We start from the raw sequence: 15,431 nt of genomic DNA, 5'->3' as shown, positions 1-15,431 counted from the left end.
CGGGTGGCGGGATGATCCTACAAAGGGGTTAGAGATTTCACTGTATCGAGACGACACTGACATATCTACGACACATTTTCGCACCAACGGAGTGTTAATTTAGGTCAGGAAGGCTATTTCTCACAGCCCATATGGGGGACCATGGCGCTAATCGCGGTTGACTGTCCGTCAGGTCGCGACAAAGGAATCTAGACCGAATTTCGCCGTTCGCGATACGAATCCCGTTCACCGCTGGACCCCACGACTGCTGCGCCACCCAAATTGCGGCGCAGCATCAGCGATTCCACTTTTCAGTAGATTCATTGACCCGAGACTTCAGTGCCCGCCGGACTCCGTGGCACACTGAAACAGAGCCAAGTCCAAACACTGCAAGCCCGATCGCACCCATCACGTTGAACGACTGAATCATCAAAGTGATTAAGTGACGGTGCAACCGATTCATGCAGCACGATGCGATACCGATCCGTCCACAAAACAACAATCATCCAAGCGGAAGACTGCCCCATTCGTTACCGGTCACCGACCAACTTTCGCCCATTCGCTGCCATACTTCCAAAGCCCAACTTCTCAAAACACAACCGCGAAGGACCGTGTTTGGTCAACAAAAAGAGGGCGTCTAGCGGTAAGAGCTATGGTGAGTCGGATCGGCTAACCGGCCCAGTTCTATGTCGTTCAACGATTCAACGTTTAAGGCTTCACAGCAACCATCGCGATGATTCCGAGAACGCCAATCACAAAGATTGCGATCAAGATGCCGCTGATAATTTTGCCAGTCGAATCAAGTGTTTTGTGATCGGCATAGCCTTCTGGACAGATCAGGCATCGCAAGCCGACAAAGATGTTCAGCAGAGGCACAACGATTCCCAAGCCCCACCAGCCACTCGAACCCATGTTGATCATTCGATAGCAAGCTAACGCCACGGTTCCGGCCAATGCGATCAATGCGATCGGAAGTACCGCGACCGCACCAGCCTCACCACTACTCGCTAACGCGAACGTCAGTCCGTTCTGAACGATGCTGATTCCGATCCCGCCAAAGAAATAGGCCGCTCTTCCGATACCGCCATAGGTACGGTGCGAGTTGAACGGATCGACGGCGACTTCGTGAGTCGATTGATAAGGATTGGAGACCGACATCCGAGCTCTTTCATATAGGACGAAGCAATAAAACCACCCATCCAGGTGGCAAGATAATCAAGGTAATCTGTACGCTACCAAACGTGCAACACTTATTAGGGAATGGCACACACCCGACGGCTGGGTATATTTTGGCTATCCGTTTTCTCTTTTGTCGTCAGACAATTCCGATACTCTCCAATTAAATGTAGTCGATTTGAAACGATCACTCGTTACCGGTGCGGCAGGATTCATCGGTCGCCGTATGGTCGGCCGACTGTTGGCGGCGGGTGATGAGGTGGTTGTGGTTGACCACTTTTCGCGAAACGACCCGAATCAAATCAATTGGCACGGCGAGTCAGCCCCCAACGCTCAAGACCCGCTTGAGCGGGTCCACGTGGTGGCCTCGGACATTCGCGATTCGACCAAACTCCACGACGCGATGAAGTCCGTCGACCGAATTTTCCATGCCGCAGCCTCCGTTTCAACCAAGTCGCTCGCACTATCGGAAAGCGTGAACGTTGAAGGCACCCGAGTCGTGGGCAAGGCAGCGGCGGCCCAGTCCGATCCACCGACACTGGTGTACTTGTCTTCACTGGCGGCAGCCGGCCCAAGCTCGACCGCGGTCGTGGAATCCGATCCTTGTCATCCCGTATCTCATTACGGTCGCACTAAGCTTCAAGCCGAAGCCGAACTGCACAAACTGGCCAAGGTCGTCCCCACCACCATCGTTCGTCCTCCATGCGTGATCGGTCCAGGTGACCGAAACCTGTTGGCCCTTTATCAAACCGTTCGTGCAGGTTGGAACTTCGTCCTCTCCAGGACCTCGCGATATTCGTACCTAAGCGTGACCGACCTGATTCCAGGATTGATCACCGCCAGCTTGCACGGTCAACGCCTGGTTGGTCTGAACGACTCAGGCGACATTCCTGCCGATCGATTGGGAACCTACTACCTGACCGATCCCAAACCGGTCACCTTCGTTGAACTGGCCGACATGATTGCCGCAACCATCGACAAGGCTCGCGTTCGTCATCTTCGCATTCCCCAATCAATTGGTTGGACCCTGGGGGCCTACGGGGAATGCATGCTACGAATTTTTGGCAAGCGAGTATTCTTGAACCTAGACAAGATACGCGAAGGCGTGGGTGGCGATTGGGTTTGCAATGGCAACCGGGCTGCCGACGACCTATCGTTTGCTCCGGGAGCCGATTTGGCCACCCGTATCCAAGAAACCACGATCGACTACCGGCGCGCCGGTTGGATCCAATAGGCGACGACCGATGCAATTTGCGACGATGACCATCCGAAACATCATGCGACGTCCACTTCGCAGTGGGCTGACGCTGGTTGCCGTGGCACTGGCGGTGTGTGCGGTGGTGTCCCTTGTCGGTATTGCCAACGGATTCAAAGACACCTTCATGAACTTCTATCAGGGTGCCGGAGTGGACCTGTTAGTGGTTCGCTCGGGGAGCGCCCGCCGTTTAACCAGCACGTTAGACGAATCACTCGGGGACCGGATCGCTGAACTGGATGGCGTCGCCGATGTAATCCCTGGCCTCGCCGATGTGGTCTCGTTCGCTGATGTTGGTTTGTACGTCGTTCCGGTCAGTGGTCTGAAACCGGAAACCCAAGTCTTCGACGCAATGGAACCAGTCGCCGGTCGGCGATTGCTAAAGTCCGACGAACGCGCCGTGATGGTCGGCGTCACGCTGGCCGAGACGCTAGGCAAAGAAGTGGGCGAAACACTTGAAATCGTCGAGGGCGAAGCTTACGAAGTGATCGGCATCTATGAGAGTTTCAACGTGCTTCAAAACGGATCGTTGGTTGTCTCCGTTGGCGAACTGCAACGGTTGATGGGACGCGAAGGCGAGGTGTCCGGTTTCAGCATCATCACCACCGATGCATCCGACCGAGATCAAATGGACCGAATCGCTGCGGACGTCGAGGCGATGGAACCCGAAGTCAAAGTTCGCCCCACCCGCGAACATGTTGAATCGCTATCGGAAATCCAACTTGCCGTTGCCATGGCTTGGCTCACGTCGATGGTTGCGACCATCATCGGCAGTGTTGGCGTACTGAACACCATGTTCATGTCGATCCAAGAAAGGACGCTCGAAATTGGACTGCTGCGCGCGATCGGCTGGACTCGCAAACGAATCGTTTCAATGGTCTTGCTCGAATCCATCTTATTGAGTTTGATCGGTGCCTTCATTGGCATCGCGGTCGCCTTCTTCCTGGTGGCGATGCTGACACACATGCCGGCGGTCAACGGATTGATCGAAGGAAAGATCCGCACCGGTGTCGTCATGCAGGGACTCTTGATCGCCGTCGTCGTCGGATTCCTGGGTGGACTGCTTCCCGCCTTCGCCGCCTCCAAATTGTCCCCCGCCGAAGCGCTTCGGCATTAATCCTTTTGGCGTGCTGACAGGACTGAAACCAGATCCCCCAAACGCTTCCGCTTGACGAAGCGATTTCAACCGATATGGTTGGGGCGTTCGTGGTGATGAGCCGTGCTTCTGGCACGATTCATGAACAGGGAACTCCGGTGAAATTCCGGGATGGTCCAGCCGCTGTGAACTGCCGCAACCTTCGGGTTGCAAGTCAAAATTTCTTCTTTGGAAGTGCCATTGTTCGCGATCAAGCGAATGAGAAGGCAACGAACTTTGATCGGCAGTGAGTCAGAAGACCTACCACGAAATAGGCGATTTGGATGCCCTCTCGGATTGGGGCGATCGTTGCGACAACAAAGCATCCATTGTGAGTTGTCTGGGTTTGTTCTTGTGTCAGTTCTTGATTCGCTAGCCAGGTGCGTTTGCGCGCTCTGAGAATCGGAATCCAGCATTCAACGGAAAACGGGGTCCGGGTGCCGCTGCGCAACCACTCCGTCAAAAGGGAGTCACCGCATGGAATCTTCAGCGGAAAACACACGTACCGGAATGGTTCGCAAACGAGACGGTCGCGAAATTGAATTCGATTCTCGGCGAGTTCAAACCGCGATCGAAAAGGCGTTTCGAGCCGAACTCAACCTCGCCGATGGACAACCACTGGCCAGCGACGTGATCGACCACATCATGCAAATCGTGGCGCAAATCGAAGATATGATCGTACACCCCCAACGCAATTCGCCCGTAACGGTGGAACAGATCCAAGACATCGTCGAAATCGGTTTGATGAAACGGGAACACTTCCGTGTTGCCCGCCGCTACATCCTTTACCGCACCGAACACGCACGTATCCGAGCCATTCGTGGGACGGACACCGCGTTGGATTCGCTAGACGAAAACCTACACGCACCCCACAACGCCGAACCCCGAGTCCGTGTGGAACTGGAACCCGGCGTCCGCGTCCCATTCGACGAAAGCCGAATCACGCGTTTCCTGTCGAAATGTCCCGAGTCCAAGCTTCCGGAAGTTGACACTGATGCGATCGTCGCCGAAGTCGTTCGAGGTGCGTTTGATGGAATGACGCCCGACGATGTCACGCGAGCCCTGGTGCTGTCCACCCGTAGCCGCATCGAACGAGATCCCGCTTACGACGCTCTCGCCGCGCAATTGCAACGCTCGATCGTTTACCGTCAATCATTAGGCAAAACGCAATTCGACGAGGGCTTCACCGACACCTACCGCGACCACTTCGAGCACTACGTGATCGAAGGCGTGCGTGCCAAGCGATTATCGAATGATCTCCGCGGATTTGACATCAATCGAATCGCGACTGCACTGAAACCAGAGCGTGATGCTCGGTTCCGGTATCTCGGGATGCAAACCATCTTCGATCGTTATCTGCTGCACATCGAAGGTCGCCGCATCGAAACGCCCCAGTATTTCTGGATGCGAGTCGCGATGGGACTTGCATTGGCTGAAAGCGAAAACCGCGAAGAACGGGCGATCGAGTTTTATGACCTGCTTTCGTCGATGCGGTTCACCAGCGCTACCCCAACCCTTTTCAACTCCGGCACCCCACACCCACAACTTAGCAGTTGCTACCTGACCACGATCCAAGACGACTTGCATCACATTTTTAAATGTGTGGGCGACAATGCCATGCTGTCCAAATGGGCTGGCGGCCTAGGAAACGACTGGACCAACATTCGCGCTACCGGTGCCCGCATCAACGGTACCAATGGTGAAAGCCAAGGCGTGATCCCGTTTTTGAAAATCGTTAACGATGCCGCCGTCGCCGTGAACCAAGGCGGCAAACGCAAAGGTGCTGTGTGCGCCTACATGGAACCTTGGCACCTGGACTTCGTTGAGTTCTTGGACTTGCGAAAGAACACCGGCGACGATCGACGTCGAACGCACGACATGCACACCGCCGCATGGATCCCGGATCTGTTCATGCAACGATTGCGTGACGGCGGAAACTGGACTTTGTTCAGTCCCGATGAAGTGCCTGATCTACACGATTCTTATGGTGCAAAATTCAAAGAACGTTACGAGTTCTATGAGTCCGAAGCCAACGCCGGTCGCATCCGCCAACACCGCGAAATGCCTGCTTCTGAATTGTGGCGCAAGCTGCTGACCCGATTGTTCGAAACCGGCCATCCTTGGGTTACCTTCAAAGACCCTTCGAACATCCGCTCGCCCCAAGATCACGCTGGTGTTGTCCACAGCAGCAATCTATGCACTGAAATCCTGCTCAACACCAGTGCCGATGAAACCGCTGTTTGCAACCTAGGTTCGATCAACCTATCCGCGCACATCATCGATGGCGAACTGAATCAAGACTTGCTTCGAGCGACCGTGAACACAGCCATGCGGATGCTCGATAATGTCATCGACATCAACTACTACCCCACGCCGGAAGCCAAGAACGCCAACGCGAGACATCGTCCCGTCGGCTTGGGTTTGATGGGCTATCAAGACGCGCTGCACGAATTGCGAATTCCGATGGCCAGTGACGCAGCGGTCGAATTTGCCGACCGAAGTATGGAAGCGATCAGCTATTACGCTATCCTCGCCTCGTCCGAGCTCGCTCGCGATCGTGGCCGATACGAATCCTATACAGGCTCGAAATGGGACCGTGGTTTGTTGCCAATCGACACCCTCGACTTGCTTCAACAAGGTCGCGGCGAAACGATTGAAGTTGACCGCAATCAAACCTTCGATTGGCAAATCGTGCGTGACTCCGTCGCCCAGCACGGCATGCGGAATAGCAACTGTCTCGCGATCGCGCCGACGGCAACGATCTCCACGATCATCGGTTGCACCCAGTCGATCGAGCCCACCTACAAGCTGCTGTATTCCAAAAGCAACCTATCGGGCGAGTTCACGCAAACGAACCATCGACTGGTCGAAGTCCTGAAGTCACATGAATTGTGGGATGCCGAAACACTCGATGCTTTAAAACACTTCGACGGCACCGTCAGTGACATTCCACGCCTACCCGAGGATGTCAAAGCGGTTTTCGCAACAGCATTTGAAATCGAGCCGCAATGGTTGATTGCGGCTGCCGCCAAACGCCAAAAATGGATCGACCAAGGCCAATCGTTGAACCTGTACATGGCCCAGCCCAGCGGCAAAGCGATCGACGCGATGTACACGCTCGCCTGGAAAACCGGACTTAAAACGACCTACTACCTGCGTTCCCTCGCCGCGACCCAAGTCGAAAAATCGACCGTCGATATCAACCGGCACGGCATCCAACCTCGCTGGATGAAATCGCAAAGTCAGTCTGGTTCCATCCGCGTCGACCGTGTCGGCACGCCCTCGGCCTGCAGCATCGAAGATCCCGATTGTGAAGCCTGTCAGTAAGGATGCGGTTCTTCGTCAATTGGATCGAACGTGGTTTTCAAGTCATTCAAAAGCCTGGGGTTTCTCGGGCTTGGGTGCGTTACGAAAACGACGGTCGCCAATTGATTTTGACCGATCTAGGCGGATTTGATCTGCCGTCTCGCGACGGCCCCTTCCAAGTCTGTCTGCTCAATGCAGACGACGAAGTCATCGAAGGGCCGGTGCAAATTCCAACGCGACTGGCGCTCGCACGCTGGCTTCGCGAACGCAGCAACGTTCCTATTCCAACCGATCCAAGAATGTAATCATGTCAAACACCAATACTCCCCATACGTCCAGTGACGCCCCCAACCGCTTCGACGCGTCGGACAAACGGTTGATCAATTGCAACCAAGTCGACGTCAACCAACTGATGCCGCTGAAGTACAACTGGGCTTGGGAACATTACAACAACGGATGCGCCAACCACTGGATGCCCACTGAAGTTCCGATGACGAAGGACATCGAAACCTGGCGTAGCAATCGACTCACCGACGCCGAAAGACGCGTCATCATGCACAACCTCGGCTTCTTTTCGACCGCCGAAAGCTTGGTCGGCAACAACCTAGTGTTGGCGATTTTCAAACACGTCACCAACGCTGAATGCCGGCAATACCTATTGCGACAGGCGTTCGAAGAAGCCGTCCACTCGCACACGTTTTTGTACGTCGTCGATAGTTTGGGGCTCGACGAAGGCGAAGTGTTCAACATGTATCACGAGGTCCCCTCCATCGCTCGCAAAGACGCTTTCGAAACCGAGTTGACCGCCGAAGTGATGGATCCAAATTTTTCCACCGCCACGGATGAAGGAGCTCAGGCGTTTTTGAAAAATCTGATCGGCTACTACCTGATCATGGAAGGCGTGTTCTTTTATACCGGCTTTGTGATGATGCTGTCGTTCCATCGTCGCAACCTGATGACCGGGATCGGTGAGCAATTCCAATACATTCTTCGCGATGAAACGATTCACCTGAACTTCGGTATCGATCTCATTAACGGCATCAAAGCGGAGAATCCGCATTTGTGGACCACCGAATTCCAGCAAGCGATGGTCGATCGCGTTAAACAAGCCGTCGAACTGGAACTGGAATACGCCGCCGACTGCCTACCCGGCGGCATCATGGGGCTCAACGAAGATCTGTTCCGAGATTATGTTCAACACATCGCCGATCGCCGACTCGAACGAATTGGTTTGCCGATGCAGTACGGTTCGACCAACCCATTCCCTTGGATGAGCGAGACGATGGATTTGGCCAAAGAAAAGAACTTCTTCGAAACCCGCGTCACCGAATACCAAGCCGCTGGCAGCCTCAACTGGGACTAACCCTTTGTCAAGGACGGTGCGAGCATTCTGAAATTCTCACGACAGGATACAATTGGCCGGCGATAGTGAAGCCTTCCCGTCATTTGCGTGGAAGGCATATCGCCACTTCCCAAACCTGATCCGAATCAACGAATGACCATGACCACCCTTTATCACAACCCGCGTTGTTCTAAATCGCGAGCCGCTGTAGAGCTTCTTCAAGAACGCGGGATCGAATTCGAAACCGTGAAGTACTTGCAAGATGCTCCCAGCGAAAAAGAACTCGCCAAGATTGCAAAAATGCTTGGCATCAAACCTCAAGAACTGGCTCGTAAGACCGAGAAACGATTCAAGGAGTTGGACCTGGGAAGCCAGACACTTTCGGACCGCGAATGGCTCACGATTCTGGCCGAAAACCCAATGCTGATCGAACGTCCCATCGTCGTCCACGACGGCCAAGCCGCGATTGGTCGACCGCTCGAAAACATCGCCGACATCCTTTAGCCCATGATGGGAACAAAGGCAGGACTTCAGCGTTGAACCTGCTGATCGAGGAGCTTCCGGCAGGCCCGTGCTGCGTCCTGCCAATGCTCTTGTTTCGCGTCAGCGATAATGGCAGCAATCGTTTGTCTGCCCGGACCTTGGCTCGCTGATTCAGACTCCTTGAGCAGCGATTCAATCGCTGCTAATCCTTCAAGACTGCGTTGATTGCAAGCCCGATACAATGCCACGGTGATGTCGTAGTGGTTCTCGTCGAGTTTCACCGGCGGACGCATCCACCACCAACCAATCAAAGTGATCACCACCAAAGTCATTGCTATCAGCCCAAGATTTCCCTTGGATAAAGCTGACGATTGAGAGTCGTTAGTAGCCATTAAAATTTCTCCCAATCGATTTGTTCACCTTCGTCCATGCTGGACATTTCCGCCCATAGCAACAGGTCGACGAAGTTACTGACAAACTGCACCGATCCATCACCCAGACACACGAAGCCGCCGCCGGGATGTTCCGAGAACATTTGACCGACGTGGTAGGTTGGAAAGTTCATGGGGTGGATAATCGGATTGCCAGTAATATCTAGCTCACCGCCGGATGGTCCGGCGTGCACCAACGTGAGCGTCGCGGCAGCGTCGGATCCATTTTCAGGCGAACTGAAACGTGGATGAGTAAACGCCCCCGGCACAACACCCACCCATGTTTTCTCGCTTAACGCCGAGCTGTGTTCGCCGAAAAACACGGTGTTGGACAAACCGTCCAGCACATCTCGGAATCGCGTCTTCGAGTTTCGATAGAACGGACCGTCGGCCACGCGACCTGCATCACCTTGGATCGAAACGATTTTGGTTTCTGAGGTGTAAATATTGGTAAACACTTCCCCAGTAGCCACCGATCCACACTCTCCCCAACAACTTTCTTGCCCGTGACTGGCAACGTAGTGACTTCGTCCAACTCGAATTTCACGACCACCAATCAACAGCGGATCAGACACCTCGTCAGTGATCACAAACGAATCATCACCGCCCGTCGTGCTGGGACATAAAAACATCGGCACTGTGGACGCAATTGCCTCTTCATTGACCGTCGACCAAATCGGGTGATCCATCTGCAAACTGTCTGCCAAAGCGTTGCCTTCAGCGAAGGACAAAATTGCCGCCGCCCACCCCCATCCCGGACCTGCATCCCAAGTGGTCGCGTCCATCCGCACATGAGCCGGCGCGACGCCATTGCGGGTTGGATGAGACACGTACCCGGCGGGCAAACGATTAAAAGCCGAATGGTAGTTATGGGTGGCCAAACCGACTTGGCGAAGATTATTGCTGCACGACATTCGCCGCGCTGCCTCTCGGGCCGCCTGCACCGCGGGTAACAACAATCCCACCAAAACGCCAATGATCGCAATCGTGACCAGAAGCTCCACCAGAGTGAATCCGCCCGAGCGATAGGTGCCGATTGGCATACTGGGTGGACGGTGTCGAGGGGGACCACCTCGACGATGGATACCGTTCGATCGAAGTGAAACGGTTTGACTCAAAACCCACGGTATGCCGCAATCTCGAAAATGCTTGATCACCATACTGAAATCCTGGCGGGAACGCAGAAGCCTAAGTTAGCACAGGCTAACTTGCATAGCAGACCAAAACCGGGATTCGATATCCCGGCTCACAAGTTAGCCTGCACTAACTTCTGGTAGGTTAGCAATCCGAACCGCCAAGCCATAGGGGTACTGCAAAAATTCTGCGTTAGGTAAACTGGAACACCTTACCGTCCGTCCCAAAGGGAAGCCGAGCTGCCCTTTGTTACCTTTCTGATATTTGCCAGGCAACTTCTTGACCGAACGCGTCCATCAACGAACACGAGACGACCACGCCAGCGAATTGGCGGAGGACTACGTCGAGGCCATCGCCGACACCATTGCCGACAAGGGTGTGTGCCGTTCGATCGATTTGGTTAAGCAGTTCGCGGTGACTCATGCGACCGTAAATAACACCGTCGCTCGGCTGCAGCGGGACGGATTGGTGCTAACCGAGCCATACCAACCGATCGAACTCACCCCGAAAGGCAAGCGTCTGGCCACCGCCGCTCGCAAACGCCACCAGATCGTCAAGGCTTTCTTGGAAGCCATCGGGGTCAGTGCCCAAACCGCAGCGATCGATAGTGAAGGCATCGAACACCACGTCAGCAAAGAAACGCTTGAAGCGATGAAGCGGATCGTTGACCGTGGCTGGCCCCAATAGCTATTTCCAATAGCTCATACTTTAGGCGCATTTCGATTCAGGATATCGAACGAGACTGCGAGCACGTTTGTCTTGAATTTCGTTGGTGACTTGAGCCGTGCGGAGCACCTCGTTACCTCGCCCGCTACGGTGAAACCCAACGCGAAATAGAGTTGATGCATTCACTGCCAGTAGCCATCGGTTACACGGTTTTCTCAATAGCTCCTCCCTAATTTACTCGATGCCGCCTTTTCTGCTCCGGGCCCGTCGGGCATTCTTGGCGAAACAAACAGCCCTAAGCTTTCGTTGATAGCGTGATCACAACCGCTTTTCAATTAACTATAATTGCCCTTCCTTCCCGTCCTCTCCCTCCTTTCACCGCTTGGCAAGGGTTCTAACCCTTCGGCTAGGCCCAGCAAACTCCATGAAATCTGATTTGTCATACTCAAAAGTCACTCGATTGGTGCGTGGCTCGCTCCCCGCGGTTTGCCTAGCAATGTTCCTGCCCGTGGCCAACGCCGACGCTGCCGAAACTGGCGACGTGTCGGCTCCCGAGGTCATCACGACAATCACCGATAGCGAAGTACAAAAGAACAAGCGTGTTCGTCCTGAGTACCTGCAACCGATCGCTGTTTCGACGACCGCGCCGGCCGTTTCGTTGCCACTAGAAGTGCATCAAGACGAAACGATCGCGTTTCTGGGAAGCGGGCTGGCTGCACGGATGGAACTGTTCAACGCCTTTGAAACATTGCTGCATCATCGGTTTGCTGCGAAACAGCTAACCTTTCGCAACTTGGGTTATCCCGGGCACACGCCTGCGTTTCGCCCCGAGGCTGGAAACAGCGACCCGTGGGCATTTCCCGGCGGCAACAAGTTTCGCCCCGAGATCCAAGCTCACTATGGCAAGGGACACTACCCCAAACCCGATGAATGGCTGACCATCATCAAGGCCAACACGATCGTCGCCTTCTTTGGCTTCAACGAGTCGTTTGATGGCCTCGAAGGCGTGGAGAACTTCAAGAACGAACTTCGAGCGTTTGTCGATCACACGCTGACCCGATCGTACGAACGAATCGCTAACAAGCCGCCCCGTCTGGTCTTAGCCACGCCAATTGCGATGCAGTCGCTATCTGGATTGGAATTACCGGATGCGGAAAATCGCAATTCCATTTTGAAAGCGTATGCGGATGCTATTGAAGTCGTTGCCCATGAAAAACGCGTTGGCTTCATGGATCTCTTTTCGCCCACCCTTGAATGGTTCACGAGCGACCCAACGCCACTGACCATCAACGGCGTCCACCTGACCAAGGCCGGTTATGAAAAGTTGGCACCGGTCATGATGGAACAACTCTTCGGTGCTTCGCCAACCCCCTCCAATCCTCACCCCCTGTTACATCAAGCGATCCAAGACAAAGCTTGGTACTGGCGAAACGACTATCGCATGCTTAACGGTGTGCATGCGTACGGGCAACGTTGGGCTCCGTATGGCAACTTCAACTATCCCGAAGAGATCGAAAAGATCCGGCAAATGACGGTCCTTCGCGATCGAAATGTGTGGGCCATCGCACAGGGCAAATCGGCAACCATTGAAGTCGATGACTCGGTTACTCGTCCTTTGTCGTCCGTGGTAACCAACTTTCAAATTAGCGAAAAGAACGGCACCGCAGACTTTCTTAAGACCGAAGCTGAGGCGATGAAAACGTTCACGCTTCCCGAAGGCTACGAGGTTTCGCTGTTTGCATCCGAACAGGAATTCCCCAACCTCGGCAACCCGGCCCAAATGCAGTTCGACAACCGCGGTCGGCTGTGGGTTTCCACCTTGCCAAGCTACCCGCACTATCGACCGGGTGATTCCAAGCCGAACGACATGATCCTGATTTACGAAGACACCGACGGTGATGGTCGGGCGGATAAAGAAACGGTCTTCGCCGATGGATTGCACATGCCCATCGGGTTCCAATTGGCACCCGAAGGGGTTTACTTGTCCCAGGAACCGTTCCTGGTTCTGCTCAAAGACACCGACGGCGACGACCGTGCCGACACTAAAGAAACTCTGCTAGACGGATTCGATCCTCACGACACGCACCATGCGATCTCGGCCTTCGATACCGACCATGGTAACGGTCTCTATATGTGTGAAGGTCGTTTCCTGCACTCCCAAGTCGAAACGCCTTGGGGACCGCAGCGGATGACCGATGGAGGCGTGTGGCGTTTTGATCCCACGTCTTGGAAATTGGAACGCGTCATGCAGTCCGACGTTTCCAACCCTTGGGGCGTTGCCCACGACGAATACGGCCAAACGTTTGTGAACGACGCGTCCGGAGGATCTCAATACTGGATGCTGGGTTATTCAATCAAGATGCCCCATTCCAAGGAGATCCCAAAGGTTTCGAAGTTCAACTACGAACACCACACTCGGCCCACATCCGGTTCCGAATTCCTATACAGCAGCCACTTTCCTGACGAAGTTCAGGGCGATTACCTGTACGCCAACACGATCGGCTTCTTGGGAATCAAGCAATACGAAACCATCGAAGACGGCATCGAAATCAAGGGCAAACATCGCCAAGACTTGATCCGGTCTTCCGACGGCAACTTCCGCCCGTGCGATTTGGAAGTGGCTCCCGATGGCAGTCTCTATTTCATTGACTGGCACAACACGCTGATCGGGCACATGCAACACAGTGCTCGTGACCCCATGCGTAATTCCGAATACGGCCGGATCTACCGCATCACTCACCAAGATCGTCCGCTGGTCACCCCGCCGTCGATCGCCGGTGCGAATATCGACCAACTGTTCGAAAACATGAAGTTGCCCGAGGTAAACGCTCGCAAGCGATCCCACCGAGAACTCCGTGGCCATGATAAGCAAGCTGTGCTCGATGCCGCGATGAAATTTGCCAGCGACAACGCGGACAACGAACGATTGGTTCTCGAAGCCCTCTGGGCCACCTGGGGCCAACAATCGCCGTCAATCGAATTGATCCAACAGTGCATGCAAGCGGAAGATCACCGTGTCCGCGCCGCGACCGTTCGAGTCGTCCGGCACTGCTTGCATCTGCTGGACCAACCAGAAAACTACTTGCTCACCGCTGCCGCAGACCAGCACCCTCGCGTTCGCTTGGAGGCACTCTCAGCCGGATCATGGATGGGCGGTCAAGCGGGCGCCGAAATCCTGTTAACGGTCGCGTCTTATAAGACGGACAACTGGATTCGCAATGCTCTCAATAGTGCCATGCTATTGCTGAAGGCCGACGTCGAATCATTGGTTAAGAATAAGACCTTTGATTCTGAGAACCTATTGGTCGATTACGACAAATTGCTCTCCGGCAAACTCGAAGGTGCGATGAAGCCGAAGGACTACCGAACCGAGTCTCTCAAGTCGACTAAGTTCAAAAACAAAGCCTTCGCCCGCACCTACAATCTTGGGCAACAAGTCTTCTACGAAGAAGGCTCTTGTTATGCCTGTCACCGTGACAATGGTGAGGGCATCGTCCGCATTTATCCGCCGCTGGCCGGCAGCGAGTGGATCAATGGTGATCCTGATCGATTGATCAAGCTAACCCTGCACGGGATCTGGGGAAAAATCCGCGTCCGCGGAAAGATCTTCGAGCCGACCCAAGGGGTACCACCCATGACCGCACTGGGCACCATGTTCAGCGACAAAGAAATTGCCGCTGTGTTGACCTACGTTCGCAATAGCTGGGGCAACGATGCCGATGAAGTCCTTCCCAAAGACGTCAAGCGAATTCGAGACGCCACTGCGGATCGGCTCAAGTTCTACTCCCCCGAAGAACTGCTTGAAATGCATCCGTTCCCCGAGGGCAGTCGTCCGGAAATGATCGTCGAAAGCGAAACCAACAACCAACTCGAAAAAGAGTTGATGTCCGAGCCATTGGCGGACTTGGTTCGTGATGCTCGAAAGGAAGGTGATCTCGTCCGCGGTGCCAAGCTCTTTTATGGAGAAAAGACTGCATGTGCGACCTGCCATGATGTCGGCGAAGGTTATCAACTCGGTCCCCAATTGACCGAGTCTCGAAAAGACATCACCGACGAGCATTTGGTCGAATCGATCCTGCAACCGTCCGCAAAAATCTTGGATGGCTATCGCACGGTCAACGTGATTACGGCCGACGGTGCGGTTCTATCCGGCTTCCTGGTGTCCGAAACGGATGACAAGATCACACTCAGCATCGCGATCGACCAAGGCAAGCCTCGCGAGATCTTGATGGATGACGTTGAAGACGTAATCGAGTCCAAGACATCAACCATGCCCGCTGGATTGGTGAACACGCTGAAGAGTCGAGCCGAGTTTTTGGATCTGGCTCGCTTCATCTTCGAAGTTAACGAAGGTGGTGAGAAGAGGCTGCAGCAATTGAAGCGGAAGGCAAAGATTAAATAACGTCAAGCTGATCTTTATAAAAAGCACCTGAAACCGGTCTCGTGTCTCCACACGAGTCCGGTTTTTTCGTGTTATCGGATTTGATCTTTGACGAAATCCACGTCGAAAAACGCGGGCTCTTG

At 54.2% G+C, this 15,431-nt stretch carries 11 protein-coding genes and 1 riboswitch; of the genes, 8 read left to right on the top strand and 3 right to left on the bottom strand.

The annotated features are described in order from the left end of the window. Positions 1–687 precede the first annotated feature (687 nt). Positions 688–1,137, bottom strand: a complete 450-nt coding sequence (locus ACR3ZL_RS01280; protein WP_473649692.1) for a DUF805 domain-containing protein — start codon at positions 1,135–1,137, stop codon at positions 688–690. A 196-nt stretch (positions 1,138–1,333) separates the two neighbouring features. Between ACR3ZL_RS01280 and ACR3ZL_RS01275 the strand changes: the two genes are divergently transcribed. The 6 genes from ACR3ZL_RS01275 to arsC all read left to right on the top strand — a co-directional run bounded on the left by ACR3ZL_RS01275 (position 1,334) and on the right by arsC (position 8,697). Further along, positions 1,334–2,389: an NAD-dependent epimerase/dehydratase family protein gene (locus tag ACR3ZL_RS01275; RefSeq protein WP_486173153.1), complete on the top strand. Its 1,056-nt coding sequence runs from the start codon at positions 1,334–1,336 to the stop codon at positions 2,387–2,389. Between the two features lie 10 nt (positions 2,390–2,399). Beyond that, positions 2,400–3,527, top strand: coding sequence for an ABC transporter permease (locus ACR3ZL_RS01270; protein WP_473649694.1), 1,128 nt, complete (start codon positions 2,400–2,402; stop codon positions 3,525–3,527). Positions 3,528–3,600: 73 nt separating this feature from the next. Beyond that, positions 3,601–3,828, top strand: a riboswitch (cobalamin riboswitch). Between the two features lie 194 nt (positions 3,829–4,022). Further along, positions 4,023–6,872, top strand: a complete 2,850-nt coding sequence (locus ACR3ZL_RS01265) for a ribonucleoside-diphosphate reductase subunit alpha (RefSeq protein WP_473649695.1) — start codon at positions 4,023–4,025, stop codon at positions 6,870–6,872. A gap of 2 nt (positions 6,873–6,874) precedes the next feature. After that, positions 6,875–7,156, top strand: a complete 282-nt coding sequence (locus tag ACR3ZL_RS01260; protein WP_473649696.1) for a hypothetical protein — start codon at positions 6,875–6,877, stop codon at positions 7,154–7,156. A gap of 2 nt (positions 7,157–7,158) precedes the next feature. Continuing rightward, on the top strand, positions 7,159–8,214 hold the full coding sequence (locus ACR3ZL_RS01255; RefSeq protein ID WP_473649697.1) for a ribonucleotide-diphosphate reductase subunit beta: 1,056 nt from the start codon (positions 7,159–7,161) through the stop codon (positions 8,212–8,214). Between the two features lie 132 nt (positions 8,215–8,346). Beyond that, the gene (gene arsC / locus ACR3ZL_RS01250) at positions 8,347–8,697 is read left to right on the top strand and encodes an arsenate reductase (glutaredoxin) (protein WP_473649698.1); all 351 of its coding nucleotides are present in this window, start codon (positions 8,347–8,349) and stop codon (positions 8,695–8,697) included. 26 nt (positions 8,698–8,723) lie between these two features. On the opposite strand, the gene ACR3ZL_RS01245 is transcribed toward arsC, so the two are convergent. Continuing rightward, entirely contained in the window at positions 8,724–9,068 is a 345-nt protein-coding gene (locus ACR3ZL_RS01245; RefSeq protein ID WP_473649699.1) for a hypothetical protein, read from the bottom strand. Further along, positions 9,068–10,150, bottom strand: coding sequence for a DUF1559 family PulG-like putative transporter (locus tag ACR3ZL_RS01240; RefSeq protein ID WP_473649700.1), 1,083 nt, complete (start codon positions 10,148–10,150; stop codon positions 9,068–9,070). The genes ACR3ZL_RS01245 and ACR3ZL_RS01240 overlap by 1 nt, the downstream gene beginning before the upstream one ends. 370 nt (positions 10,151–10,520) lie before the next feature. On the opposite strand from ACR3ZL_RS01240, the gene mntR reads away from it, so the two are divergent. Together mntR and ACR3ZL_RS01230 are read left to right on the top strand one after the other, a co-directional pair. Then, complete coding sequence (gene mntR / locus ACR3ZL_RS01235) at positions 10,521–10,928, top strand: manganese-binding transcriptional regulator MntR (protein WP_473649701.1); 408 nt, start codon at positions 10,521–10,523, stop codon at positions 10,926–10,928. A 403-nt stretch (positions 10,929–11,331) separates the two neighbouring features. Continuing rightward, positions 11,332–15,309 carry a PVC-type heme-binding CxxCH protein gene (locus tag ACR3ZL_RS01230; RefSeq protein ID WP_486173152.1) on the top strand — a complete coding sequence of 1,326 codons (3,978 nt, stop codon included), beginning with the start codon at positions 11,332–11,334 and terminating at the stop codon, positions 15,307–15,309. The last annotated feature ends 122 nt before the right edge of the window (positions 15,310–15,431 follow it).

The organism is Rhodopirellula sp. J20-39 (genome assembly GCF_057365095.1).
Note: the sequence above shows the minus strand (reverse complement) of the source record. Positions and strands in the feature narration are given on the sequence as shown.